At 69.0% G+C, this 25,955-nt stretch carries 19 protein-coding genes; 13 read left to right on the top strand and 6 right to left on the bottom strand.

The window, feature by feature from the left end; genetic code table 11:
• Nucleotides 1–211: 211 nt before the first annotated feature.
• The 3 genes from ABII15_RS19325 to ABII15_RS19315 all read left to right on the top strand — a co-directional run bounded on the left by ABII15_RS19325 (nt 212) and on the right by ABII15_RS19315 (nt 2,955).
• Nucleotides 212–532: a hypothetical protein gene (locus ABII15_RS19325; protein ID WP_353943583.1), complete on the top strand. Its 321-nt coding sequence runs from the start codon at nt 212–214 to the stop codon at nt 530–532.
• Between the two features lie 127 nt (nt 533–659).
• Nucleotides 660–1,781: a peptidoglycan bridge formation glycyltransferase FemX gene (femX, locus tag ABII15_RS19320; protein ID WP_353943582.1), complete on the top strand. Its 1,122-nt coding sequence runs from the start codon at nt 660–662 to the stop codon at nt 1,779–1,781.
• A gap of 142 nt (nt 1,782–1,923) precedes the next feature.
• On the top strand, nt 1,924–2,955 hold the full coding sequence (locus ABII15_RS19315; RefSeq protein WP_353943581.1) for an alanine racemase: 1,032 nt from the start codon (nt 1,924–1,926) through the stop codon (nt 2,953–2,955).
• A gap of 78 nt (nt 2,956–3,033) precedes the next feature.
• On the opposite strand, the gene ABII15_RS19310 is transcribed toward ABII15_RS19315, so the two are convergent.
• Nucleotides 3,034–4,536 (bottom strand): glycosyltransferase 87 family protein, encoded by a 1,503-nt coding sequence (locus ABII15_RS19310; RefSeq protein ID WP_353943580.1) that lies wholly within the window; start codon nt 4,534–4,536, stop codon nt 3,034–3,036.
• A gap of 129 nt (nt 4,537–4,665) precedes the next feature.
• Nucleotides 4,666–7,383: a transglycosylase domain-containing protein gene (locus tag ABII15_RS19305; RefSeq protein WP_353943579.1), complete on the bottom strand. Its 2,718-nt coding sequence runs from the start codon at nt 7,381–7,383 to the stop codon at nt 4,666–4,668.
• A gap of 371 nt (nt 7,384–7,754) precedes the next feature.
• On the opposite strand from ABII15_RS19305, the gene ABII15_RS19300 reads away from it, so the two are divergent.
• The 3 genes from ABII15_RS19300 (at nt 7,755) to ABII15_RS19290 (ending at nt 10,952) form a co-directional block, all read left to right on the top strand.
• The gene (locus ABII15_RS19300) at nt 7,755–8,435 is read left to right on the top strand and encodes a helix-turn-helix transcriptional regulator (RefSeq protein WP_353943578.1); all 681 of its coding nucleotides are present in this window, start codon (nt 7,755–7,757) and stop codon (nt 8,433–8,435) included.
• Between the two features lie 43 nt (nt 8,436–8,478).
• A complete protein-coding gene (locus ABII15_RS19295; protein ID WP_353943577.1) occupies nt 8,479–9,561 on the top strand; it encodes an inositol-3-phosphate synthase in 1,083 nt (360 codons plus the stop codon).
• Between the two features lie 134 nt (nt 9,562–9,695).
• On the top strand, nt 9,696–10,952 hold the full coding sequence (locus tag ABII15_RS19290) for an MFS transporter (RefSeq protein WP_353943576.1): 1,257 nt from the start codon (nt 9,696–9,698) through the stop codon (nt 10,950–10,952).
• Between the two features lie 74 nt (nt 10,953–11,026).
• Here ABII15_RS19290 and ABII15_RS19285 read toward each other — a convergent pair whose 3' ends face one another.
• Nucleotides 11,027–12,499 carry a CCA tRNA nucleotidyltransferase gene (locus ABII15_RS19285; RefSeq protein WP_353943575.1) on the bottom strand — a complete coding sequence of 491 codons (1,473 nt, stop codon included), beginning with the start codon at nt 12,497–12,499 and terminating at the stop codon, nt 11,027–11,029.
• A gap of 221 nt (nt 12,500–12,720) precedes the next feature.
• On the opposite strand from ABII15_RS19285, the gene ABII15_RS19280 reads away from it, so the two are divergent.
• The 7 genes from ABII15_RS19280 (at nt 12,721) to trxA (ending at nt 22,457) form a co-directional block, all read left to right on the top strand.
• Entirely contained in the window at nt 12,721–15,123 is a 2,403-nt protein-coding gene (locus tag ABII15_RS19280; RefSeq protein ID WP_353943574.1) for a DUF6049 family protein, read from the top strand.
• 45 nt (nt 15,124–15,168) lie between these two features.
• Complete coding sequence (murJ, locus tag ABII15_RS19275) at nt 15,169–17,415, top strand: murein biosynthesis integral membrane protein MurJ (RefSeq protein WP_353943573.1); 2,247 nt, start codon at nt 15,169–15,171, stop codon at nt 17,413–17,415.
• Between the two features lie 120 nt (nt 17,416–17,535).
• The gene (locus ABII15_RS19270; RefSeq protein ID WP_353943572.1) at nt 17,536–19,266 is read left to right on the top strand and encodes a protein kinase family protein; all 1,731 of its coding nucleotides are present in this window, start codon (nt 17,536–17,538) and stop codon (nt 19,264–19,266) included.
• 45 nt (nt 19,267–19,311) lie between these two features.
• Nucleotides 19,312–20,025, top strand: coding sequence for an RNA polymerase sigma factor SigM (sigM, locus tag ABII15_RS19265; RefSeq protein WP_353943571.1), 714 nt, complete (start codon nt 19,312–19,314; stop codon nt 20,023–20,025).
• Entirely contained in the window at nt 20,022–20,957 is a 936-nt protein-coding gene (locus tag ABII15_RS19260) for a hypothetical protein (RefSeq protein WP_353943570.1), read from the top strand. Before sigM ends, ABII15_RS19260 begins: the two co-directional genes overlap by 4 nt.
• 142 nt (nt 20,958–21,099) lie before the next feature.
• The gene (gene trxB / locus ABII15_RS19255; protein WP_353943569.1) at nt 21,100–22,077 is read left to right on the top strand and encodes a thioredoxin-disulfide reductase; all 978 of its coding nucleotides are present in this window, start codon (nt 21,100–21,102) and stop codon (nt 22,075–22,077) included.
• A gap of 47 nt (nt 22,078–22,124) precedes the next feature.
• Entirely contained in the window at nt 22,125–22,457 is a 333-nt protein-coding gene (gene trxA / locus ABII15_RS19250) for a thioredoxin (RefSeq protein WP_111663056.1), read from the top strand.
• Between the two features lie 99 nt (nt 22,458–22,556).
• On the opposite strand, the gene ABII15_RS19245 is transcribed toward trxA, so the two are convergent.
• From ABII15_RS19245 to ABII15_RS19235, 3 genes are all read right to left on the bottom strand, one after another.
• Nucleotides 22,557–23,174, bottom strand: coding sequence for a GNAT family N-acetyltransferase (locus tag ABII15_RS19245; RefSeq protein ID WP_353943568.1), 618 nt, complete (start codon nt 23,172–23,174; stop codon nt 22,557–22,559).
• A gap of 300 nt (nt 23,175–23,474) precedes the next feature.
• Nucleotides 23,475–24,578, bottom strand: coding sequence for a ParB/RepB/Spo0J family partition protein (locus tag ABII15_RS19240; protein WP_353943567.1), 1,104 nt, complete (start codon nt 24,576–24,578; stop codon nt 23,475–23,477).
• Nucleotides 24,575–25,651 carry a ParA family protein gene (locus ABII15_RS19235; RefSeq protein WP_353947114.1) on the bottom strand — a complete coding sequence of 359 codons (1,077 nt, stop codon included), beginning with the start codon at nt 25,649–25,651 and terminating at the stop codon, nt 24,575–24,577. Before ABII15_RS19235 ends, ABII15_RS19240 begins: the two co-directional genes overlap by 4 nt.
• Between the last annotated feature and the right edge of the window lie 304 nt (nt 25,652–25,955).

The raw sequence follows: 25,955 nt of genomic DNA, 5'->3' as shown, positions 1-25,955 counted from the left end.
TGACAATCGGCCCTCGGAAAGAGAACCGCGCAGTTCAGTGCGTGATCAGTGGGTACCCGTCCCTTGCCGGGACGTGGGCAGACACCGATGCAGACGGTACAGACTACCCGCACCCCGGCTTCCGGTTGAAATCCGACAGCGATCGACCGCAGTCTGTACACATCGGGTGTGTACGGCGCTACGATGCGCCGCCTTCCGCAGGAGGTGCCCTATGGCACAAGCAATGCGACCCAACAGCACGAGCGCGGGCTCTCTCTTCGCCAGCGACGGCAAGGCCCATCCGCTCCCCGACACCCTGCTCTACGCGACCGCGGTGCTCGGCGTCCTCGCGCTCATCACGTCGATCTGGAGCAACCTCCATCTCCTCAGCTCCTGGGCCGGGCTCGTCGGGATCTTCACCGGGGCCTACGGCCAGTACGTCTCGGAGACGACCCGGGAGCGGTTCGGCCTGATCCTGGGCCTGGGTGCCTCGGCCGTCGGCTTCTTCATCGGAATGGCTCACGGAGGACTGTTCGGCGGGGTCATCGGCTGAGCCGGGCCGTCCGCGGAGACTTACTCCGACACAGCCATTCGGGGCGCTCACGGGGCACAGTAGGCTTCGGCGCGAGAGCCGGAGCCCCTGTATCCATGGGGACACACCAGCCCGAGGAGCGCCCCGAATGAGCCTGACCCTGAGGACCATCAGCCGAGAGCAGCATCTGGCCTACATCCAGAGCCTGCCGTCGGCGAGCCACATGCAGGTCCCGGCATGGGCCGACGTGAAGGCTGAATGGCGCTCGGAGAGCCTGGGCTGGTTCGACGAGAAGAACGGCGAGATGGTCGGCGCGGGCCTGGTCCTGTACCGCCAGCTGCCCAAGATCAAGCGCTACCTCGCGTACCTGCCCGAGGGCCCGGTCATCAACTGGTACGCCCCGAACCTCGAGGAGTGGCTGCGCCCGATGCTGGCGCACCTCAAGCAGCAGGGCGCCTTCTCCGTGAAGATGGGCCCGCCGGTGATCATCCGGCGCTGGGAGGCTCCTTCCATCAAGAAGGGCATCCAGGACCCCGATGTGAAGCGCCTGCGCGACATCGAGGCCGACTTCATCGAGCCCCGCGCCTTCGAGGTGGCCGACAAGCTGCGCCGCATGGGCTGGCAGCAGGGTGAGGACGGCGGCGCCGGCTTCGGCGACGTGCAGCCGCGCTACGTGTACCAGGTGCCGCTCGCGAACCGCTCCCTGGAAGAGGTCCACAAGAACTTCAACCAGCTGTGGCGCCGCAACATCAAGAAGGCCGAGAAGGCCGGTGTCGAGGTCGTCCAGGGCGGCTACCAGGACCTCGCCGAGTGGCAGCGGCTGTACGAGATCACGGCCGAGCGCGACCACTTCCGGCCGCGCCCGCTGTCGTACTTCCAGCGCATGTGGACGGCCCTCAACTCCGAGGACCCCAACCGCATGCGCCTGTACTTCGCCCGGCACAACGGGGTGAATTTGTCGGCCGCCACCATGCTCGTCGTCGGCGGGCACGTCTGGTACTCCTACGGCGCCTCCGACAACATCGGCCGCGAGGTCCGGCCCTCGAACGCGATGCAGTGGCGGATGCTGCGCGACTCGTACGCGCTCGGTGCCACCGTCTACGACCTGCGCGGCATCTCCGACTCGCTCGACGAGACCGACCACCTCTTCGGCCTGATCCAGTTCAAGGTCGGCACGGGTGGCCAGGCCGCCGAGTACCTCGGCGAGTGGGACTTCCCGCTCAACAAGCTGCTCCACAAGGCGCTCGACATCTACATGTCGCGGCGCTGACCGGGCCGGAGACGGCTCCTCGGGAACCGGTACGTCACATGGGGCTCTGTTTGCCCGGCGGACCCGGCACAATTCATGTAGCTCCAAAGTTTCTTCATACCTCTGCTACACCGCAGCCACGAGAAAGGTTCCGGGACCGGCCATGGCGCTCACGCTCTACGTCGACACCGCGCGCTGGCGGGCACACCACAAGCACGTGCTCGAGCAGTTTCCGGGGCTCGTCCCCGTCTGCAAGGGCAACGGCTACGGCTTCGGCCACGAACGGCTGGCGGAGGAGGCCACGCGCCTCGGCTCCGACATCCTCGCCGTGGGGACCACCTACGAGGCCGCCCGGATAAAGGACTGGTTCAGCGGTGACCTGTTGGTCCTGACCCCGTTCCGGCGCGGCGAGGAACCGGTTCCGCTGCCCGACCGTGTGATCCGCTCCGTCTCCTCCGTCGACGGTGTGCACGGCCTGGTCGGCGCCCGCGTCGTCATCGAGGTCATGTCCTCGATGAAGCGGCACGGGGTGACCGAGCAGGATCTGCCCCAGCTCGCCCACGCCATCCAGGACGTACGCCTGGAGGGCTTCGCGATCCACCTGCCGCTGGACCGCACCGACGGCTCGGACGCCGTCGAGGAGGTCATCGGCTGGATGGACCGGCTGCGCGCGGCACGGCTGCCGCTGCACACCATGTTCGTCAGCCACCTCAAGGCCGAGGAACTGGCCCGTCTCCAGCAGCAGTTCCCGCAGACCCGCTTCCGCGCGCGCATCGGTACGCGGCTGTGGCTGGGCGACCACGACGCGACCGAGTACCGCGGCGCCGTCCTCGACGTCACCCGCGTCGCCAAGGGCGACCGGTTCGGCTATCGCCAGCAGAAGGCGGCCTCCGACGGCTGGCTGGTGGTCGTGGCGGGCGGCACCTCGCACGGTGTGGGTCTGGAGGCCCCGAAGGCGCTGCACGGCGTCATGCCGCGCGCCAAGGGCGTCGCCCGGGCCGGCCTGGCGACGGTGAACCGGAACCTCGCGCCGTACGTCTGGTCGGGCAAGCAGCGCTGGTTCGCCGAGCCGCCGCACATGCAGGTGTCGATCCTGTTCGTGCCGTCGGACGCCGCCGAGCCGAAGGTCGGCGAGGAGCTGGTGGCCCACCTGCGGCACACCACCACGCAGTTCGACCGGATCGTGGACCGCTGAGGCGACTCGGCACACGAACGGACACAAGGCGGGCCGGGCACTCACGAAGTGCCCGGCCCGCCTTGTGCTGCCGTTCGGTCAGTGCGAACCGTCGGGGCTCTTGCCCCAGTCCACCGACGCGGGCGGCTGCTCCCAGTCGTGCGCGGCGTGCCGCGGGGGATGGGCCGCGTACCCGAGGACGAAGACGTCCTCCGAGCCGTCCAGCACCCCGCCCGAGGGGTCGTCGTCCCCGGACCGCCGCACCACGTCCCGCTCGGGCAGCCAGATGTCCCGCACGATGACGGCGCACAGGTACAGCGTGCCCACCAGGTGCACGGCGATCGCCAGTTGGTAGCCCTCGGTCGGCAGACCCTGGTGCTTGTCACCACTGGTCGTGTACGCGAGGTACAGCCAGATCCCGAGGAAGTACGCGACCTCGCAGGCCTGCCAGATCAGGAAGTCCCGCCACTTGGGCCGCGCCAGGGCGGCGAGCGGGATCAGCCACAGTACGTACTGCGGCGAGTAGACCTTGTTGGTGAGGATGAAGGCGGCGACCACCAGGAAGGCGAGCTGCGCGAAGCGCGGCCGTCGCGGGGCGGTGAGCGTCAGCACCGCGACGCCGAGGCAGGACAGCACCATCAGGGCCGTGGCCAGCGTGTTGACCACGTCCGTGTCGAGCGGCGTGTCCATGTGCTGGGAGAGGATCAGCCAGAACGAACCGAAGTCGACGCCGCGTTCCTGGCTGAACGTGTAGAACTTCGACCAGCCCTCGGGCGCCAGGATCATCACCGGCAGGTTCACGACCAGCCACGAGACGACCGCGCCGAGCGTCGCGACCCCGAACTCCCGCCATTTGCCGGCACGCCAGCACAGCACGAGCAGCGGGCCGAGCAGCAGGAAGGGGTAGAGCTTGGCGGCGGTGGCGAGCCCGAGCAGGACGCCGAAGGCGAGGGCGCGGCCGCGCGACCACATCAGCATGGCGGCCGCTGTGAGGGCCACTGCGAAGAGATCCCAGTTGATGGTGGCGGTCAGCGCGAACGCGGGTGCCAGGGCGACCAGGAGGCCGTCCCAGGGGCGCCTGCGGTGGGTCCTGGCGACACAGACGGCGATGACCGCCGCGCAGATCATCAGCATCCCGGCGTTGACCATCCAGTACACCTGCTCCTGGTGCTGGATAGTGCCGCTGCCGGGCGTCAGCCAGGAGGCGACCTCCATGAACACACCGGTGAGGACCGGGTATTCGAGGTAGTCCATGTCGCCGGAGAGCTTGTCGAAGTACGGCACGAGGCCGTCTGCGAAGCCGCGCCCCTGGTAGAGGTGCGGAATGTCCGAGTAGCACGCGTGCGTGTACTGGGAGCTCGCGCCGTAGAACCAGGCACCGTCGTAGCAGGGGAACTTCTGCACCATCCCGAGCGCGAACATGCCGAGCATGACGAGCACGATGACGCGTACGGGGGTCCACCAGGAGCCGCCGAGCAGCGCCCGCCGCCCGACGGGTCCGCCGATGAACTCGCTGCCGGCCGCGGCGACCTCGTCCTCTCTGGTCGGCCGTACGGGATCCGGCTGCTGCGGGTTCACACGCGTCGTCTCTGCACTGGGCATGCCGCACATCCTGCCGTACGCGGCTGAGAACGGGGCGAGGGCCGCCGCACCCGATCGGTGCGACGACCCTCGACTGCTGTGGAACACGCAGCGTTTCACGTGAAACACGGTCGGTGACGACAGTGCGGGTTACCCGCCTCCGCCGATGAAGCCCCCGTTCTGGTTGCCTCTGGTGTCTCCCGAACTCTCGGTGGGCGAGGGCGACGTCGATGCTCCGCCGTCCGCGCCACCATCAGCGCCGCCGGTCATCCCGCCGTCGTTGTTGCAGTTCCAGTCCCACTTGCTGCACGTCTCGCTGGTGGACGGGGACGGATCGGCCGAGGACTTGCTCGGCGTCGGGGAGGCCGGGGCCGAGGAGGACGGCGGCGTGCTGACCGTCGGCGTCGGAGTCGGGCTGGCGGTCTCACCGACGATCTTGCCGATGGGCTGCGGCGTCTCGAAGGACTCGTACTTCTGGTTCTGCATGGCCTGGGCCATGTAGTCGTGCCAGATCTCCGCAGGGAACGACGCACCGTGGATCTTGTCCTGACCGCCCGTTCCGTACATCTCGAGGAACTTGCGGTTCTTGGAGTTCTCGTTGTCGTCCATCCGGTACATCGTGATCGCGGTGGACAGCTGCTTGGTGTAGCCCACGAACCAGGCGGACTTGTTGCCGTCGGTGGTACCGGTCTTGCCGGCCACGTCGCGGCCCGGCAGCCGGGCCGCCGTACCCGTGCCCTTGTCGACGACCGTCTTGAGGACGTCCGTGACGTTGTCCGCGATGTTCGCCTCGAAGGCCGCCTTCGGCTTCGTGTCGTGCTGATAGATCCGCTCGCCCTTGTGGAAGACCTCCTTCACCGAGTACGGGTCGTTCTGCTGGCCGCTGGACGCGAACGTGGCGTAGGCGCCGGCCATGCGGATCGCGCTCGGGTCGGAGGTGCCGAGGGAGAAGGACGGGTAGTTGGCGCTGGCGAAGCTGTTCTCCAGCAGACCCGCGCTCAGCGCGGACTGCTTCACCTTGTCCAGGCCGACGTCCATGCCCAGCTGCACGTAGGCGGAGTTGATGGACTGCCGCATCGCCTCACGCAGGTCGATCTGGTAGGTCGGAGGGTTGACGGAGTCGCCGCCGTCGTTGGTCTGCAGCCATTCCTTGCCCTCCTTGTCCGTCCAGACCGAGCCGTCGTAGTTCTGGATCTTCAGCTTGTTCTTGCCGCTGTAGAGGCTCTTCGGCGAGACGATGGTGCGCGAGCTGTTGTCCTGGTCCGGGCCCTGGTCGGGGTCCCGCACGCCGTACTTGAAGGCGGCCGCCAGGACGAAGGGCTTGAAGGTCGAACCGACCTGGGCGCCCGTCACGTCGGCGTTGTTGGTGAAGTGCTTCGTGGCATCGGCACCGCCGTAGATGGCCTCGATCGCACCGTCCTTGGGGCTCACCGAAGCGCCACCGAACTGGACGTACTTGTCCTTCTCCCGCTGGTCCGGCTTGATGCTCTCCTTGCGGACCTTCTTCACCGCGGTCTCGAGTTGCTTCACCTTCTGCTTGTCGAAGGTGGTGTGGATCTCGTAGCCGCCCCGCTGCAGGGCGTTGGCGGTGATGCCCCCGTTGTTGATGGCGTAGGCCTTGGCGAGGTCGACGAGATAGCCGACCTGACCGCTCAGCTGGGCGTTGGAGCGCGGGCTCTTCAGCTTGGGGAAGCCGTCCTCGATGTACTTGGCACGCTTGGTGGCGGTCAGCCGCCCGTCCTTCACCTCTTCGCCGAGGATCCAGCTCCAGCGCGCCTTGGCGCGTGCCGTGTTCTTCTCCCGGGTCGCGTTGATCGGGTCGATCTCGGGAGAACCCGCGGGGTCGTAGTACGTCGCGCCCTTGAGCACGGAGGCGAGGAACGCCGTCTGGCTCTCGTTGAGGTCGGAGGCGTTCTCGTCGAAGTACGCGCGCGCCGCCGCCTGGATCCCGTAGGCACCGCGCCCGTAGTACGCCGTGTTGAGGTAGCCGGCCATGATCGTGTCCTTGTCGACCGTCCGGCCGACCTTTATGGAGACGAACAGCTCCTTGAGCTTTCGCGACACCGTCTGCGACTGGTCGTTCAGCATCGCGTTCTTCACGTACTGCTGGGTGATCGTCGAGCCGCCCTGGGTCTGGCCGCCCTTCGCCATGTTGAACACGGCGCGGGCGATGCCCATCGGGTCGACGCCCTTGTCGGTCTCGAAGGTCTTGTTCTCCGCCGACATGACGGCGAAGCGCATCGACTTCGGGATGTCCTCGTAGTTGATGATCTGCCGGTTGGTCTCGCCACCGGTCGCGACCATCTGGGTCCCGTCGGACCAGTAGTAAACGTTGTTCTGGGCCGTGGCCGTGTCGGCGACGGTCGGCGTGTCCACCAAGGCGTACGCGATGCCCGCCGCCGCCATCAGGCTGCCGAGGAATCCGACACCCACACCTGTCGTCAGACGCCAGGACGGCACCCAGCGGCGCCAGCCGTCCTTGTTGGCACGGGGGTAGTCGATGAACCCCTTCTTCTTCTCCGGACGGCCGGAGCCACGGCCCCTGCCACGCCCCGGACCGTTCGGCCCGCCGGGACCGCCACCGCCACGACGGCCGCCACCAGCTCCGCCGTGGCCTCCGCCCTCGGGGGCTCTGCGCCTTCCTCCGCCACTGCGCTGGGCCGCACGGCGCGCTTCGGCGCGGCCGCCCCAGGGACGATCTTCGGTCCCGCCCTCGGACGGACCCGATGGCCTCGGGGCGTCGTAGGAATCGGACGGTGAACCGGTGGAGCCGCGCGGTGCCGCGCGGCGGCCCGACTGTGCTCCGCGACGGGCCGCGGCACGCCCGCCGCCCTGCGGCTGCGGCGATTTGCGACGGTGCTCGCTCATCGAACGACTACTCCTCGGGCAGGCGCGGCACGCGCGCCTGGACGACGGCTGGTTTCCGGTCCCCCCGACGTACGGATGCGCCCCTTCCGGCACTCACCCGCACTGCACCGGGAACGACGACGCCCTCAGGCGTCACTCGGTTCCCGGTGGTCTGCATGGCGGACAGACTACGCACCGTCAAAACCCACCTAGGGCCGAAGTTCACCCCAAAACAGGCAAGTTACTTCGTGCGAATCGGTGATGTGACGCCGTTCACCGTGATCCCCCTTGTCGCAGTCGCAGGGTCGTTCTATCGTCGAGATGTATCGAGCCGATACATCAGCACGACATAAAGAGTCGATACATGGGCCCGCGACAGTGAGGAGGCGACGATGAGCCGACGTTCCGGCATCCTCGAATTCGCTGTACTCGGACTGCTCCGCGAGTCCCCGATGCACGGCTATGAGCTGCGCAAACGACTCAATACGTCGCTGGGGGTCTTCCGCGCCTTCAGTTACGGGACGCTGTATCCCTGCCTCAAGACGCTGGTCGCCAACGGCTGGTTGATCGAGGAATCGGGACCCGGCCCCGCCGACGCCCCTGCCGCACCACTCGGAGGGCGTCGCGCCAAGATCGTCTATCGGTTGACGGCGGAAGGTAAGGAACACTTCGAGGACCTGCTCGCGCAGACCGGCCCCGATGCATACGAGGACGAGACCTTCGCCGCGCGATTCGCCTTCTTCGGGCAGACGTCGCGCGATGTGCGGATGCGCGTCCTCGAGGGCCGTCGCAGTCGGCTGGAGGAGCGCCTCGAGAAGATGCGCCTCTCCTTCGCCCGCACGCGGGAGCGCCTGGACGACTACACGCTTGAGCTGCAGCGGCACGGCATGGAGTCCGTGGAGCGCGAAGTGCGCTGGCTGAACGAGCTCATCGAGAGCGAGCGCGCTGGACGCGACCAACGACGGTCCGGCCCGGAGAGCGCAGCTCAGCAGGACACATCTGGAGAGACGGGCGGCCTGCCCCGGCACCGGGACAGCACCCGGCCGGATCCGTCCGATGACACCGCCATGTGAAGTCCGCTCAGGACTTCACCAGTACACACAGGGAGCAACCGGAATGGGTTCGGTTCGCGTAGCCATCGTCGGCGTGGGCAACTGCGCCGCCTCGCTGGTGCAGGGCGTCGAGTTCTACAAGGACGCTGACCCGGAGACCAAGGTCCCCGGCCTCATGCACGTCCAGTTCGGCGACTACCACGTCGGTGACGTCGAGTTCGTCGCCGCGTTCGACGTCGACGCGAAGAAGGTCGGCCTCGACCTCTCCGACGCCATCGGCGCCTCCGAGAACAACACCATCAAGATCTGCGACGTCCCGAACTCGGGCGTCCAGGTCCAGCGTGGTCACACGCTCGACGGTCTGGGCAAGTACTACCGCGAGACGATCGAGGAGTCCGCCGAGGCCCCGGTCGACGTCGTCCAGATCCTCAAGGACAAGCAGGTCGACGTTCTCGTCTGCTACCTGCCCGTCGGTTCCGAGGACGCGGCGAAGTTCTACGCGCAGTGCGCCATCGACGCCAAGGTCGCGTTCGTCAACGCTCTCCCGGTCTTCATCGCCGGCACCAAGGAGTGGGCGGACAAGTTCACCGAGGCGGGCGTCCCGATCGTCGGCGACGACATCAAGTCGCAGGTCGGCGCGACCATCACGCACCGCGTGATGGCGAAGCTGTTCGAGGACCGCGGTGTCCGTCTTGAGCGCACCATGCAGCTCAACGTCGGCGGCAACATGGACTTCAAGAACATGCTGGAGCGCGACCGCCTCGAGTCGAAGAAGATCTCGAAGACGCAGGCCGTCACCTCGCAGATCCGCGACCGTGAGCTGGGCGAGAAGAACGTCCACATCGGCCCGTCCGACTACGTCGCGTGGCTCGACGACCGCAAGTGGGCGTACGTCCGCCTCGAGGGCCGTGCCTTCGGTGAGGTCCCGCTGAACCTGGAGTACAAGCTCGAGGTCTGGGACTCCCCGAACTCCGCGGGTGTCATCATCGACGCCCTGCGCGCCGCGAAGATCGCCAAGGACCGCGGCATCGGCGGCCCGATCCTCTCCGCGTCCTCGTACTTCATGAAGTCCCCGCCGGTTCAGTACTTCGACGACGAGGCCTTCGAGAACGTCGAGAAGTTCATCAAGGGCGAGGTCGAGCGCTGAGCGCCGACTTCTCCTGACGGCCGGCCCGGATGTTTCACGTGAAACCTTGAAGCATCTGCCGCCCGAGGCTGGTGAGGCCCCTGGATCGCACTCTCGTGCGCCGGGGGCCTTCCTCGTATGTGAGGCTGTGCCCCATGGCTGTCGTCCGTGACCTGCGTGTCCTGCTGTGTCTGCGCGACTTCCGGGGCCTGCTCACTCTGCGGCTGCTGTCCCAGGGGGCCGACGGCGTCTACCAGGTCGCGCTCGCCACCTACGTGGTCTTCTCCCCGGAGAAGCAGACCTCTCCCGCGGCGATCGCCTCAGCCATGGCCGTCCTGCTGCTGCCCTACTCCCTCGTGGGTCCGTTCGCGGGCGTGCTGCTGGACCGCTGGCGCCGTCGGCAGGTCTTCCTCTACGGCAACCTCCTCCGCGTCGTGCTCGCCTCCGCGACGGCCGCCCTCATGCTGAGCCGCGCGCCCGACTGGCTCTTCTACGCCTCCGCGCTGTGCGTCACCGCGGTCAACCGCTTCGTTCTGTCGGGCCTGTCGGCCGCCCTCCCGCGCGTGGTCGACGCCGACCGCCTGGTCACCGCCAACGCGCTCTCACCGACCGCGGGGACGCTCGCCGCGACCCTGGGCGGCGGTCTGGCCTTCGTGGTGCGTCTGGTCGCCTCGGACTCGGATGCGGCCGTCGTGCTGCTCGGCGCCTTCCTCTATCTCTGCGCGGCCCTCGCCTCGCTGCGCATGGACGTACAGCTCCTGGGACCGGACCCCGAGCTGGTGCGGCCGCGCCTGACCTCCGCGCTGTCCGGCGCGGCACGGGACCTCGTCTCCGGCGTGCGGCATCTCGCCTCCCGCCCGGCCGCCGCACGCGCTCTGGCCGCGATGACGGCGATGCGGTTCTGCTACGGCGCGCTGCTCGTCATGGTGCTGATGCTGTGCCGGTACGCGTGGTCGTCCACGGACGCCGAAGGTCTGGCCCTGCTCGGTACGGCGGTGGGGATCTCGGGAGCCGGGTTCTTCGTCGCCGCCGTCATCACCCCCGCCGCCGCGGGGCGCTTCGGACCGGCCGGCTGGATGGCGATCTGCGCCGCTGTCGCCGCCGTCCTGGGACTCGCCCTCGGGCTGCCCTTCGAACCGGGGCCGACGATGGTCGCCGCCTTCGTCCTGGGACTGACCACGCAGGGCGCGAAGATCGCCACCGACACCGTCGTGCAGTCGTCCGTCGACGACGGCTACCGCGGCCGGATCTTCTCCGTCTACGACGTCCTCTTCAACGCCTCGTTCGTCGGCGCCGCCGGCGTGGCCGCGCTGATGCTGCCGCCGGACGGACGCTCGGTGCCCCTGGTGGTTCTGGTGGCGTCGGTCTATGCCACGGTCGCGCTGACGATGCGCAGTCGTCGTTTCACGTGAAACAACCGCACCCCTCAACGGGACCGGGGCTCTGTTTCACGTGAAACAGAGCCCCGTCGTCGTAGAAGAGCGTGTCAGTCCTGGGCCTGGTTCGCCCACCACTCCTTGAGTGCCGCGACCGCCGCGTCATGCTCCATCGGCCCGTTCTCCAGACGCAGTTCGAGCAGGAACTTGTAGGCCTGGCCGATCACCGGTCCCGGGGAAACACCCAGGGTCTCCATGATCTGGTTGCCGTCGAGGTCCGGACGGATCGAGTCCAGCTCCTCCTGCTCTTGGAGGCGCTCGATGCGCTCCTCCAGGCCGTCGTAGGCCCGCGAGAGCGTGTTCGCCTTGCGCTTGTTGCGGGTCGTGCAGTCGGACCGGGTCAGCTTGTGCAGCCGCCCCAGGAGCGGCCCGGCGTCGCGCACGTAGCGGCGTACGGCCGAGTCCGTCCACTCACCGGTGCCGTAGCCGTGGAAGCGCAGGTGCAGCTCGACGAGGCGGGAGACGTCCTTCACCAGCTCGTTGGAGTACTTGAGCGCGGTCATGCGCTTCTTCGTCATCTTGGCGCCGACCACCTCGTGGTGGTGGAAGGAGACCCGGCCGTCCTTCTCGAAGCGGCGCGTGCGGGGCTTGCCGATGTCGTGCAGCAGGGCCGCCAGGCGCAGCGTCAGGTCCGGTCCGTCGGTCTCCAGCGCCATCGCCTGCTCCAGGACGATCAGCGTGTGGTCGTAGACGTCCTTGTGCCGGTGGTGCTCGTCGCGCTCCAGACGCAGGGCGGGCAGCTCGGGGAGGACGCGCTCGGCGATGCCGGTGTCCACGAGCAGGGTGAGGCCCTTGCGCGGGTGCGCCGAGAGGATCAGCTTGTTCAGCTCGTCCCGGACGCGCTCGGCGGAGACGATCTCGATCCGGTCGGCCATCGCCGTCATCGCGGCGACGACCTCGGGAGCCACCTCGAAGTCCAGCTGCGCGGCGAAGCGGGCGGCCCGCATCATCCGCAGCGGGTCGTCGGAGAAGGAGTCCTCAGGGGTGCCCGGCGTGCGCAGGACGCGCTCGGCCAGGTCCTGGAGACCGCCGTGCGGGTCGATGAAGTCCTTCTCCGGGAGCGCGACGGCCATCGCGTTCACGGTGAAGTCCCGGCGGACGAGGTCCTCCTCGATCGAGTCGCCGTAGGACACCTCGGGCTTGCGAGAGGTGCGGTCGTACGCCTCCGAGCGGTACGTCGTGACCTCGACCTGGAAGCTCTGGTCCACACCGTCGACCCGGGCGTCCTTCTGGCAGCCGACGGTGCCGAAGGCGATCCCGACCTCCCAGACCGCGTCGGCCCACGGCCGGACGATCTTGAGAACGTCCTCGGGGCGGGCATCGGTGGTGAAGTCCAGGTCGTTGCCGAGCCGGCCGAGCAGTGCGTCCCGGACCGAACCCCCGACCAGGGCGAGAGAGAACCCGGCCTCCTGGAATCTGCGGGCAAGGTCGTCTGCGACAGGCGAGACGCGCAGCAATTCGCTGACCGCGCGGTGCTGCACCTGGCTCAGGGCACTGGGGTTGTCTTCATTGGCGTTCGGCACAACAGGACAGGGTACGTGCCTCTCACCGCCCGGGCCGAACCGTTTGCCGGGGCCGCGACGTCCTCATGATTGCGGCCCCCTACCCTGGCTGCACGATCTTGCGGGGCGGACCCAGGCACTCAGGCACAGCCCTGCTCGTTACGATGCGTGGACACATCTGCGACCACTGACGACGACGAGGGACGGACGAGCGCGTGGCCGAGGCGGCAGACTACCCAGGGATGAGTCCCTCACCTGCCCGCCGACTGCTGCGGCGCACGGGAGCTGTGCTCGCCGCGGCGCCGCTGCTCGCGGCGCCCGCACTCCTGGCCGGCGCCCCGCCCGCGCAGGCAGACGCCCCGTCCGTCGCCAGTGCGGCGGCGACCGGCACGAGCACGGTCGACGTGGCGGTGAACGAGCTGTCGCCGAGCGCACCGGTCGGCGGCGACACCCTGACGCTCAAGGGCAAGGTCACCAACAAGGGCAGGCAGCCCGTCACCGACGCGCACATCGGCCTGCGGGTCGGCACGTCGTACAGCGGGCGCTCGGCCGTGGACGAGGCGGCGAGGAACGGCTCGGGCGGTACTCCGGACGGCTCGGAGGTCCCGAGCAAGTACGCGGAGAAGTTCGCCAAGCTGGAGCCCGGTGTCACCCAGGACTTCACGCTGTCCGTTCCCGTGAAGGCGCTGAACCTGAGCGCCGACGGGGTGTACCAGATCAGCGCCGCGCTGATGGGCCAGACCGCGGCCGCCCCGTACCAGCAGACGCTCGGCATCCAGCGGACGTTCCTGCCGTGGCAGCCCGACGCCGCGGGCTCCAGGACGAAGACGACGGTCCTGTGGCCGCTGATCTCCGAGACGGGCCTCACCGCCGAGACGGGGACGAACGAGACGCAGACCGCCGTCTTCGGCAACGACGACCTCGCCAAGGAGATCGCTCCCGGCGGCCGCCTCCAGCAGATGCTGGCGCTCGGCAGCTCGCTGGACGTCACCTGGGTGATCGACCCGGATCTGCTCGCCTCGGTCGACGCCATGACGGAGGCGTACAAGGTCAAGGGAGCGGACGGCAGGCTCACCTCGGGCAGGCACCAGGCCGTCGCCAACGAGTGGCTGAAGGACCTCCAGGCAGCGGTGCGGGGCCAGAAGGTCGTCACGCTGCCGTTCGCCGACCCCGACCTGGCCTCGCTGGCCCACAACGGCACGAAGGTCACCGGCTCGCTGAGTCACCTGAAGGACGCCACGGACGCCGCCGTGAAGGCCGTGGACACGATCCTCCACGTGACGCCGGACGCGTCCTACGCCTGGCCCGCCGAGGGCGCCGTCGACCGGGACATCGTCAAGGTCGCCACCTCCGCGGGCGCCAACAAGATCATCGCCCGCAGCGACAGTTTCGGTGAGTCGGAGAACCTCTCGTACACGCCGTCCTCGGCCCGGCCCATCGGCGGCGGCACCACCGCGGTGGTCGCCGACGCGCGACTGTCGACCGCGTTCCAGGGCGACCTGACGAGCGCCGAGCGGTCCACGCTCGCCGTGCAGGAGTTCCTCGCCCAGAGCCTGATGCTCGACCGGCAGACGGACCGGCAGCGCACCGCCCTGATCGCCCCGCAGCGCACGCCCACGGCCAGCCAGGCCCAGGCGATGGCCAAGGCCGTGGCGGTGCTCCAGGGCGGCACCTGGACGCAGTCGCAGAGCCTGTCCGCGACCGCCTCGGCCAAGCCCGACCCGGGCGCCACGACCCGCGTGCCGTCCACGCGCGCGTACCCCTCGAAGCTCCGCAAGCAGGAGCTGCCGCAGGCGGCCTTCGAGCAGATCCAGGCGACCCAGCGCCAGCTGGAGAACTTCAAGGTCGTCCTGACCGACGAGTCCCGTGTGGTGACGCCGTTCGGCCGGGCCGTGGACCGTGAGATGTCCACGTCCTGGCGCGGCAGGACCGCGGCGTCGGACGGCTTCCGCACCGGCGTCTCGGAGTACCTGTCCGGCCTCACCGAGCAGGTGTCGCTGATCGACAAGTCCGAGGTGAAGCTCTCCGGACGCAGCGCGACCATCCCGGTGTCGGTGCAGAACAACCTGTGGCAGGACGTCGACCACCTCAAGCTGCGGCTCACGTCCGACAACGGCACCCGCCTGAAGATCGGTGACGGCGCCTCCCAGGACCAGGAGGTGACGATCACCAGTGGCCACAGCCAGTCCGTGAAGTTCACCACCACGGCCAAGGCCACCGGCCCCGTCTGGGTCTACGCCCAGCTCCTCACCGAGGACAACCAGCCCTACGGCAAGCAGATCGCCTTCCAGGTCGACGTCACCGAGGTCACCCCGACCGTGATGCTCGTCATCGCCGGCGGCGTCCTGCTGCTGGTCCTTGCCGGGTTCCGTATGTACACCCAGCGCAAGCGCGCCGCGGCCGAGAAGACCGACGAGCCCGACGTCGACGAGACGGACGGCACGGACGGCACGGACGGCACCGACAGCTCGGACGACACGGACGGCCCGCAGGGCGACGGCGAACCGGCCGAGAAGGCGGAGCCCGAGGACGATGCGGCATCCCCCGCACGGGCCGACGTCCCGCAGCAGCCGAGTGACCCGATGGCTGACACCGCTTCCGAAAGCACGGCCCCGTCGGGCACGGGTGAGAGAGTGGACCGTTGAGCGATGTCGTGGCCGGTGGGCCGGGGACGATGAGGTGGGGTAACCATGAACGCGCCGTACGACGGTGATCGTGGCCAGGGCTCGGGCGGCTCCGCCTCGGGCGACGGCCACCCGTACGCCGGCTCGCACGGTGCCGGCGGGCAGGTCCCGCCGCCCCAGCCGGGCCCCGACGCGTATCCGCAGGACGCGTACCTCCAGGACGCCTACGACCAGGATCCGTACCGCGGGCAGGACCTGACCGCGCAGGACCCGGTCGGCGAGGCGCTGTACGACCGTGCCGCGCACCCGCCGCCGCCCCCGGGCACGTACCAGGCGCAGCAGCCGCTCTACGCGCCGCCCGCGAACCAGTACCAGCCGGACCCCCGCGTGTGGGCGCAGACGCCTGCGCCGGAGCCGGAGGGCCCCACGCAGTACCTGCCGTACGGCGACGACGCGCGGACCACGCAGTTCGTGGGCGTCGACGACCTGGTGACGCAGGCGAGCGAGGAGCGGCACGAGCCGGACGCGTTCGCGCACCTCTTCCGCGACCAGCAGCCCGGCTACAGCGGTGGCAGGCCGCCGGCCCCGCAGCCGGTCGACGACCCGACCCAGGTCCTCGGCCAGGCCACGGTGCCCGTTCCGCCGCCGGCCGCCGCGCCCGCACCCGCGGCCCCCAAGAAGGGCGGCCGCGCCTCCAGCCTCATGAAGTCGAGCGCGGTGATGGCGGCGGGCACGCTCGTCTCCCGCCTCACCGGCTTCGTCCGCACCATGGTGATCACCGCGGCGCTCGGCGCCGCACTGCTCGGTGACACCTGGACCGTCGCGTACACGCTGCCGACGATGATCTACATCCTGACCGTCGGCGGCGGTCTGAACTCCGTGTTCGTGCCGCAGCTGGTGCGCGCCATGAAGGACGACGAGGACGGCGGCGAGGCCTTCGCCAACCGGCTGCTCACCCTGGTCATGGTGGTGCTCGCCGTCATCACGGCGATCGTGGTCCTCGCGGCGCCGCTGCTGATCCACCTGATGTCGAACCCCGTGGCCAGCGACCCGGACGCCGACCGGGTCGGCATCGCCTTCGCCCGCTACTGCCTGCCCACGATCTTCTTCATGGGTGTGCACGTGGTCATGGGACAGGTCCTCAACGCCCGCGGGAAGTTCGGCGCGATGATGTGGACCCCGGTCCTCAACAACATCGTCATGATCTTCACCTTCGGCATGTTCCTGTGGGTCTACGGCCCCTGGTCGCAGACGAAGATGACGGCCGGCACGATCCCGGACGAGGCCGTCACCCTGCTGGGCGTCGGCACCCTGCTGGGCCTGGTCGTGCAGTCGCTGGCGATGATCCCGTACCTGCGCGAGACCGGCTTCCGCTTCCGGCTCCGGTTCGACTGGAAGGGCCACGGCCTCGGCAAGGCCGTCAAGCTCGCCAAGTGGACCGTGCTGTTCGTCCTCGCCAACCAGGCGGGCGTCGTCGTCGTGACCCAGCTCGCCACGGCCGCGGGCAAGGCGTCCCCGGTGGACGGCACCGGCATCATGGGCTACTCCAACGCCCAGCTGATCTGGGGCATGCCGCAGGCGATCATCACCGTCTCGGTCATGGCCGCGATGCTGCCGCGCATCTCACGCTCCGCCCACGACGGGGACTCGGGCGCGGTCCGCGACGACATCTCCTCCGGCCTGCGCACCTCGGCCGTGGCGATCGTCCCCGTCGCGTTCATGTTCGTGGCACTCGGCGTCCCGATGTGCACCCTGCTCTTCGGCTCCAGCGGCGTCCCGGCCGCCCAGTCCATGGGCTACATCCTCATGGCGTTCGGCCTCGGCCTGATCCCGTACTCCGTGCAGTACGTCGTCCTGCGCGGCTTCTACGCGTACGAGGACACCCGCACGCCCTTCTACAACACGGTGATCGTCGCCGCGGTCAACGCCGCCGCCTCGGCCCTGTGCTACGTGATCCTGCCCGCCCGCTGGGCCGTCGTCGGCATGGCCCTCTCGTACGGTCTCGCCTACGCGATCGGCGTCGGTGTCGCGTGGCGGCGCCTGCGCAAGCGGCTCGGCGGCGATCTGGACGGCGCGAACGTCGTTCGTACGTACGCCCGGCTCTGCCTCGCCTCCGTACCCGCTACGGTCATCGGCGGCGGAATCGGGTACGCGGTCACCAAGGCCCTCGGACACGGCGTGCTCGGCTCGATCGCGGCGCTGCTCGTGGGCTCCGTGGCGCTGCTCGGCGTCTTCTATGTAGCGGCCCGCAAGATGCGGATCGAAGAACTGAATTCACTGGTCGGAATGGTCCGTGGCCGTCTTGGTCGCTGACTCGGCCCGAAGTGCGCACAACCATCGGCGACCACTGCGTGTCGTGCATAGCGCCGGACTGTGGGCACAATTGGCTTTGGCGTCGCAGTGAGTGCAACGGATGGGGAGGCAGGAACGACGGTGGCGGAACGGAGCACGGCTGCCGTCGACGTGGCCGACAACGGCGGGGACGAACCGCTGACCGCCAAGGCGGACAAGGCGGAGCGGGCCACGGCCGACGGTGTGGTCGACAGCGGTAAGCGGGACAGCACGGCGTCCGGGACGCCGGTGGACACCGCGGAGACGGGCACGCACGTGAGCCCCGGTAAGACATCACCTCCCGAGCTGCACAGCGGGCACAAGCTCGCGAGGCGCTATCGGCTCGAAGAGTGCGTCACACGTCTGGACGGTTTCAGCAGCTGGCGCGCGGTGGACGAGAAGCTGCGCCGCGCCGTCGGCGTGCACCTGCTGCCCGCCGACCATCCGCGGGCGCGCTCGGTGCTCGCCGCGGCCCGTTCCTCGGCGCTGCTCGGCGATCCCCGCTTCGTCCAGGTGCTGGACGCGGTCGAGGAGAACGACCTCGTCTACGTGGTCCACGAGTGGCTGCCCGACGCCACCGAGCTGACCGCGCTGCTCGCGGCGGGCCCGCTCGAGGCGCACGACGCGTACGACATGGCCACGCAGGTCGCGCACGCCATGGCCGCCGCGCACCGCGAGGGCCTCGCGCACCTGCGGCTCACGCCGAGCGCCGTGCTGCGCACCTCCACGGGCCAGTGGCGCATCCGCGGCCTCGCGGTCAACGCGGCGCTGCGCGGGATCACCTCCGACACTCCGCAGCGCACCGACGCCGAGGCGATCGGCGCGCTCCTGTACGCCTCCCTGACGCAGCGGTGGCCGTACGAGAACGACGCCTACGGCTTGGCCGGGCTGCCCAAGGACGTCGGGCTCATCGCGCCGGACCAGGTGCGGGCCGGCGTCCACCGCGGTCTCGCCGAGCTCGCCATGCGCGCGCTCGCCAACGACGGGGCCACCGCGTCCCGCCAGGAGCCCCCGTGCACCACGCCGGAGGACCTGGTGAAGGCCATCGGCGAGATGCCCAGGATCCGCCCGCCGGAGCCCGCGTTCACCGCGCCCCCGGAGTACCAGCGCACCACCTATCAGCAGGGCACCTACGGCCGCTCCGCCGTGCCCGGTGCCACCCAGGTGATCCCGACGCCGCCGCCCCCGCTGCAGAGCCGTACCGGGAAGGCCCTCAAGTGGGCCGTCTCGGCGCTGCTGATCGCCGCGCTGGGTCTCGGCAGCTGGCAGCTCGCGGACGCTCTCATGGACCGCGGGAACTCCAGCGGTACGGAGGACACCCACACCACGGACGACGGCGGCAAGAGCGACAAGAAGATCGCCAAGCCGATCGGCATCGCGGGCGCCAAGGAGTTCATCGCCGCGGGCGACGCCCAGTCCCCGCAGGACGTCGACAAGACCTACGACGACGACCCCGCGTCCTACTGGCGCACCCACGCCTTCGTCGACGGGCCCAAGATGGTCATAAAGCCAGGTGTGGGCATTGTGTACGACCTCGGTTCCGCCAAGAACGTGTCGGCCGCGTCGATAAAGTTCCGCTACGGGGGCGACCACACCACGGTCTCGCTGTACGCCTCGGATTCACTCAGCCCCAGTCCGTCCGCCGTGGACGGCATGAAGCGGATCGGCGCCAAGACGGACACCACCAGTACGTCGCTGAGCATCAAGGCCGACAAGCCGGTCAAGACGCGCTACGTGCTCGTATGGCTGACCGCGCTGCCTCATGCGGGCCAGGATGGGTACAGCCAGGCCGGGTACAAGCAGGGAATCACGGATGTGAAGTTCACCGGCTGACGCACCGGGGCCCATCGGGGCCCGCCACGGGGAGGGGGTTCGGCAGTGGACGACGCCTACGGCGGAGCGAGCGACCAGGACCTCCTCGCCCGGCACGTCGCGGGGGACAAGGACGCCTTCGGCGAGATCGTGCGCCGGCACCGGGACCGCTTGTGGGCGGTGGCCCTGCGGACGCTGGGGGACCGCGAGGAGGCCGCTGACGCGGTGCAGGACGCCCTCGTCTCCGCGTACCGCGCCGCCCACACCTTCCGCGGGCAGTCCGCCGTCACGACCTGGCTGCACCGCATCACCGTCAACGCGTGCCTGGACCGGGCCCGCAAGACGGCCTCCCGCAGAACCGCTCCGGTGGACGACACCGAACGCCTGGAGCAGCTTCTGGAGCCCCACGAGTCGGCGGCCGCGCCCGCCGAGCGCAATGATCTGCACCGCGAACTCCTGGGCGCCCTGGAGTCCCTTCCGGCCGATCAGCGGGCGGTACTCGTTCTCGTCGACATGCAGGGCTACCCGGTGGCCGAGGCCGCCAGAATCCTCGATGTCCCCACGGGCACCGTGAAGAGCCGCTGTGCCCGAGGCCGGGCCCGGTTGCTCCCTCTCCTGGCGCACCTGCGGACGGAGCGCGCCGAAGAAGGCGGTGGCAAGAACCCGCCCCCGGGAAGGAACCGTCCGGAGGGGACATCCGTCCCACCCGCAGCGGGACCTCGGGACGAGGCCGGACCACATGACTCGACTGCGGTGAAGGGCGGAGGTGGGCGAGCGTGACATCCACGACCGACACGGCGGAACACCCCGAGGTCACCGAGATCTCCGATCTTGCCGAGGGTCTTCTCCCGCCGTCCCGCAGCTCCGACATCCGCCGGCACCTCGACGGCTGTGTCCTGTGCGCCGATGTCTACTCCTCGCTGGAAGAGATCCGCGGCATGCTCGGCACGCTTCCCGACGCACCCCGGATGCCCGAGGACGTCGCGGCGCGCATCGACGCCGCCCTGGCCGCGGAAGCCCTCCTGGACGTCGTCGCGTACGAGAACGAGGAACCCGACGAGAGCGCCGAGAGCTACGGGAGCGACGAGGGCAGTGGGCGTGAAACGGCGTCTGTTTCACGTGAAACATCGACCGCGCGTTCCGCCCCCGCACCGCGCCCCGCCGACCGACCCTCGGGACATGCCCCCTCCGCGACCGGACCGGGTCGCCGAGCACGCGTCACCCGGCGCCGTACCGGCGCCGCCATCGGGGCCGTCCTCACCGCCGCCGTGATCGGGACCGGCGTGCTGCTCGTGCAGGGCGGAGGCGGCACCTCGAACGTGGGCAGGACGCCGGCCAGCGCCAGCACGAGCGCGTCGAGCTTCGCCAAGGCCAATCTGGAGTCGAAGGTCACCGAGCTGCTGCACCAGGGAGACGTGGCATCGCTCGGGACGGAGGGCGTCACGCCCAAGTCGTCACCGAAGAACCCCGAGATTCCCAAGGCCGCCATGGCTCCGCCGGCGTGCGTCCAGCGCGGTACGCACCGCGACGATGACCCCCTCGGGTTCAAGCAGGGCACGTACGAGGGGAAAGCCGTCTATCTCCTCGTGCTGCCCCACACGAGCGATCCGACCCACCGCGTCACGGCGTTCATCGTCGACGCGTCCTGCACGGCGAAGGATCCCTCCACAGCGGGCGAGCTGCTGTACACCCACTCCTACAAGCGCGGCTGAACGGCATCCTTCGACGGTCCCGGCGTGCGCCCGGACACGTCGGGAATGCATGCCCCGTAGGATCCGTTGGGTGGGGTGAGAGTCCTGAGAAGAGGCTCCCCCGGCAGTACGCAGCAGTCCCGTAGAGACGAGGAATCAAGCCGTGAGTGACGTCCGTAACGTGATCATCATCGGCTCCGGGCCCGCCGGCTACACGGCGGCGCTCTACACCGCGCGCGCGTCGCTGAAGCCGCTGGTGTTCGAGGGCGCCGTCACCGCCGGTGGCGCCCTGATGAACACCACCGAGGTGGAGAACTTCCCGGGCTTCCAGGACGGCATCATGGGCCCCGAGCTCATGGACAACATGCGCGGCCAGGCCGAGCGGTTCGGCGCCGAGCTCGTCCCCGACGATGTCGTGGCCGTCGACCTCACCGGCGAGATCAAGACCGTGACCGACACCTCGGGCACCGTGCACCGCGCGAAGGCCGTCATCGTCACCACCGGCTCGCAGCACCGCAAGCTGGGCCTGCCGAACGAGGACGCGCTGTCCGGCCGTGGCGTCTCCTGGTGCGCCACCTGTGACGGGTTCTTCTTCAAGGACCAGGACATCGCCGTGATCGGCGGCGGCGACACCGCGATGGAGGAGGCCACCTTCCTCTCGCGCTTCGCCAAGTCCGTGACGATCGTCCACCGCCGTGACACCCTGCGCGCCTCCAAGGCGATGCAGGAGCGTGCCTTCGCCGACCCGAAGATCAAGTTCGTGTGGGACAGCGAGGTCGCGGAGATCAAGGGCGACCCGAAGCTGGCCGGTCTGACGCTGCGCAACCTGAAGACGGGCGAGACGTCCGAGCTGCCGGTGACAGGTCTGTTCATCGCGATCGGCCACGACCCGCGCACGGAGCTCTTCAAGGGCCAGCTCGAGCTGGACGGCGAGGGCTACCTGAAGGTCGAGGCCCCGTCGACGCGCACGAACCTGACCGGTGTCTTCGGCGCCGGTGACGTCGTGGACCACACCTACCGTCAGGCGATCACGGCGGCCGGCACCGGCTGCTCCGCCGCTCTCGACGCCGAGCGCTTCCTGGCCGCTCTCGCCGACGGCGAGGCCGCCGAGCCCGAGAAGACCCCGACCGCCACCGTCTGACCCCGACTTCCCACCTCTCGCACCCCCATAGAAAAGAGGAGCCCGCTGTGGCCGGCAACCTGAAGAACGTGACGGACGCCTCCTTCGACGAGGACGTTCTGAAGAGCGACAAGCCCGTCCTGGTCGACTTCTGGGCCGCCTGGTGCGGTCCGTGCCGCCAGATCGCCCCGTCGCTCGAGGCGATCGCGGCCGAGTACGGCGACAAGATCGAGATCGTCAAGCTCAACATCGACGAGAACCCGGGCACGGCCGCCAAGTACGGCGTCATGTCCATCCCGACCCTGAACGTGTACCAGGGTGGCGAGGTCGCCAAGACCATCGTCGGTGCCAAGCCGAAGGCCGCCATCGTGCGCGACCTCGAGGACTTCATCGCCGAGTAATGCTCCGGCGACGCCGTTTCACGGACGGCGGGCGTTGTTTCACGTGAAACATGAGCGGGCCGACCCGAGAGGGTCGGCCCGTTCGGCGTGTGCGGTCTTTCAGAGCGGACGCAGTGCGGGCTCCTTCTGCACCGCCCCGAGAAGCCGGTCCAGCGCCATCTCCACGTCCTCTTTCCACGACAGCGTCGTCCGCAGCTCAAGCCTCAGCCGCGGGTACGAGGGGTGGGGGCGGACGGTCTTGAAGCCGACGGCCAGGAGATGGTCGGCGGGCAGCAGACAGGACGGCTCTTTCCACTGCGCGTCGCCGAAGGCCTCGATCGCCTTGAAGCCTCGGCGCAGAAGATCCTTCGCGACGGTCTGGACGATGACCCGCCCCAGCCCCTGGCCCTGATGGCTCGGCATGATCGAGGCCGTCATCAGCTGGACGGCGTCAGGGGAGACCGGGCTCGTCGGAAACGACAGGGACCGCGGGACATAGGCAGGCGGCGCGTAGAGCACGAAGCCGACCGGGAGATCGTCGACGTAGACGACGCGGCCGCAGGAGCCCCACTCCAGCAGGACCGCCGAGATCCACGCTTCCTTCTCCAGCTCCGGCGTCCCCGCCTTCACCGAGGCTTGGCCACTGACCGGGTCCAGCTCCCAGAAGACACACGACCGGCACCGCTTGGGAAGGTCCGGGAGGTTGTCCAGCGTGAGCGGTACGAGCCGACGCCCCATGAAGGCAGTTCCTCGCTTTCTCCGCCGGCCGCAGCGCGGGCGGCTGTCAGAGCGCTTCGTTCCCTGAGCAGACTGCCGACGAACCCGCCGACCGCGCCCAGTCCGAGACCCGCGGTCATCAGTCCGGTACGACTCACCGATCGCATGACCCCGCCCCCTTGAGGTACTGCCGGGTGGATGCGCTCTTCCCGATCGCATCGTAACCACGATGCGATTCCATCGATACCGTAAGAAAGCAAAGAGCGGGCCGTGTTCCGGTACACACCGGACACAGCCCGCTCCCAGGCACAGCACAGGACATCAGTCCTGTTCGTCGCCCTCGGTCTCCTCGGAAAGCCCGTTCTGGAGAACCGGCCCTTCGCCGGGAGCCAGTGATCCGAGGATGCGCTCCAGATCCTCCATCGAGGCGAACTCGACGACGATCTTGCCCTTCTTCTGGCCCAGGTCGACCTTCACCCGCGTCTCGAAGCGGTCCGAGAGCCGCGTCGCGAGATTGCTCAGCGCCGGGGAGACCCGCGCGCCGGCCCGCGGGCCCTTGGCCCGGGTCGTGCTCGTGGGACGCGATCCCATGAGGGTCACGATCTCCTCGACGGCCCGCACGGACAGTCCCTCGGCGACGATGCGGTGAGCGAGCCGGTCCTGCTCCTCCGAGTCCTCGACGGAGAGCAGGGCGCGAGCGTGCCCGGCGGACAGCACACCGGCTGCCACCCGCCGCTGCACGGCCGGCGAGAGCTTCAGCAGACGCAGGGTGTTGGAGACCTGCGGGCGGGAACGACCGATGCGGTCCGCCAGCTGGTCGTGCGTGCAGTTGAAGTCCTTGAGCAGCTGGTCGTAGGCGGCCGCCTCTTCCAGCGGGTTCAGCTGCGCCCGGTGCAGGTTCTCCAGGAGCGCGTCGAGGAGGAGCTTCTCGTCGTCCGTGGCCCGCACGATGGCGGGGATGCGGTCGAGCCCCGCCTCACGCGTGGCCCTCCAGCGCCGCTCGCCCATGATGAGCTCGTAGCGCGCCGGCCCCACCTGCCGTACGACGACAGGCTGCAGCAGGCCGACTTCCTTGATGGACGTGACGAGCTCGGCGAGGGCGTCCTCGTCGAACACATCACGCGGCTGCCGCGGGTTGGGCGTGATCGCGTCGAGCGGCAGCTCGGCGAAGTGCGCACCCGCGGGCCGCTCGAACTCCTCCGCCGCACCGTGCGCCTGCCCCTCGGTTTCCCGTGAAACATCGCTCTGCGACAGCGATGCCACCTTCGCCGCGGCCACTCCGCGCTCTGCCGTCAGAACCGACGCCGGGGCGGAAGAGGAAGAGGTGACTCCTCCGGAAGCCGCCGGGGCCGTCTTCTCAGGGGTGGGGGCAGCCGGAATCAGCGCGCCGAGGCCACGGCCCAGTCCCCTCCGTCGCTCGCTCACTGAATCCCCTCCGCGGTGGTCTGCTGTTCAAGTTGGTTGCCCGTGTGGGCGTGCTGGGCGTCGTAGTGGATGCCGACGCCACGCAGCGCCATCTCCCGCGCCGCCTCGAGGTAGGAGAGCGCACCGCTCGACCCCGGATCGTAGGTCAGAACGGTCTGCCCGTAGCTCGGCGCCTCCGAGATACGGACCGAGCGAGGAATGCTCGTCCGCAGGACTTCCTTGCCGAAGTGGTTGCGGACCTCGTCGGCGACCTGGGAGGCCAGCCGGGTGCGCCCGTCGTACATCGTGAGAAGGATCGTCGAGACGTGCAGCGCGGGGTTGAGGTGCCCGCGGACCAGGTCCACGTTGCGCAGGAGCTGGCCGAGGCCCTCCAGCGCGTAGTACTCGCACTGGATCGGGATCAGCACTTCCGCGCCGGCCACCAGGGCGTTGACCGTCAGCAGACCGAGCGACGGCGGGCAGTCGATGAGGATGTAGTCCAGCGGCTGCTCGTACGCCTGGATCGCTCGCTGCAGCCGGCTCTCACGTGCCACCAGGGAGACCAGCTCGATCTCCGCACCGGCGAGATCGATGGTGGCGGGAGCGCAGAAGAGCCCTTCCACATCCTCGACCGGCTGGACGACGTCCGAGAGCGGCCTGCTGTCCACGAGCACGTCGTAGATGGAGGGCACTTCGGCGTGGTGGTCGATCCCCAGCGCCGTCGAGGCATTGCCCTGTGGGTCCAGGTCGATCACCAGGACGCGTGCACCGTGCAGCGCGAGAGACGCGGCAAGGTTGACCGTCGTCGTGGTCTTGCCGACCCCGCCCTTCTGGTTGGCCACCACCATGACGCGGGTCTGCTCGGGACGCGGCAGGCCCTCGCCTGCGCGGCCGAGCGCTTCCACTGCCAGTTGGGCAGCGCGACCGATGGGTGTGTCGTCCATCGGGGGCGGTGTTTCACGTGAAACATCCTCCCCCGCCGACTCGGTGCGGGGACCGGGGACCGGATCGGTCATCGGTCCCGCGATGTTGGCGTCGGACCGCAAGGATTCACTCTCCTCGACTTCAGGCTCGCTATGAACAGAGCCTCCCATGCCTTCGGGGTCAAGAACCAGCGAGGCCCGGTCTTCTGTGGATGAATCCCCTTCTGTGGACAACTCCGTGCCCGTAACAGGGGACGATGCAAGGGTTCCGAGGGGTTTGCGGTCGCGGGGAGCGGCCGCTGCGCGGCCGCGACTGATGATGCCATGCAGCAGTGAGCGACGTTTCACGTGAAACACGATGCACCGCGGCTCAGCACGCACCCGTGCGACACCCCGAGATGCGTACGTTTGACAGCTTTTGTGGAGTACCGCCGGTTCTCACCATGGATCAGCGGTACTCATCACGTCGCGTCAG

The sequence above is a fragment of the Streptomyces sp. HUAS MG91 genome, assembly GCF_040529335.1.
GTDB lineage: Bacteria > Actinomycetota > Actinomycetes > Streptomycetales > Streptomycetaceae > Streptomyces > Streptomyces tabacisoli.
This window is presented reverse-complemented; position numbering and strand designations above follow the sequence as displayed.

Bases quoted from the DNA above. Each gene is read 5' to 3' on its own strand.
- femX (WP_353943582.1), top strand. From the start codon at position 660: ATGAGCCTGACCCTGAGGACCATCAGCCGAGAGCAGCATCTGGCCTAC.
- ABII15_RS19235 (WP_353947114.1), bottom strand. From the start codon at position 25,651: ATGGGAGGCTCTGTTCATAGCGAGCCTGAAGTCGAGGAGAGTGAATCC.
- ABII15_RS19305 (WP_353943579.1), bottom strand. From the start codon at position 7,383: ATGAGCGAGCACCGTCGCAAATCGCCGCAGCCGCAGGGCGGCGGGCGT.
- murJ (WP_353943573.1), top strand. From the start codon at position 15,169: ATGAACGCGCCGTACGACGGTGATCGTGGCCAGGGCTCGGGCGGCTCC.
- ABII15_RS19295 (WP_353943577.1), top strand. From the start codon at position 8,479: ATGGGTTCGGTTCGCGTAGCCATCGTCGGCGTGGGCAACTGCGCCGCC.
- ABII15_RS19325 (WP_353943583.1), top strand. From the start codon at position 212: ATGGCACAAGCAATGCGACCCAACAGCACGAGCGCGGGCTCTCTCTTC.
- ABII15_RS19290 (WP_353943576.1), top strand. From the start codon at position 9,696: ATGGCTGTCGTCCGTGACCTGCGTGTCCTGCTGTGTCTGCGCGACTTC.
- ABII15_RS19245 (WP_353943568.1), bottom strand. From the start codon at position 23,174: ATGGGGCGTCGGCTCGTACCGCTCACGCTGGACAACCTCCCGGACCTT.
- ABII15_RS19280 (WP_353943574.1), top strand. From the start codon at position 12,721: ATGAGTCCCTCACCTGCCCGCCGACTGCTGCGGCGCACGGGAGCTGTG.
- ABII15_RS19300 (WP_353943578.1), top strand. From the start codon at position 7,755: ATGAGCCGACGTTCCGGCATCCTCGAATTCGCTGTACTCGGACTGCTC.
- ABII15_RS19315 (WP_353943581.1), top strand. From the start codon at position 1,924: ATGGCGCTCACGCTCTACGTCGACACCGCGCGCTGGCGGGCACACCAC.
- ABII15_RS19310 (WP_353943580.1), bottom strand. From the start codon at position 4,536: ATGCCCAGTGCAGAGACGACGCGTGTGAACCCGCAGCAGCCGGATCCC.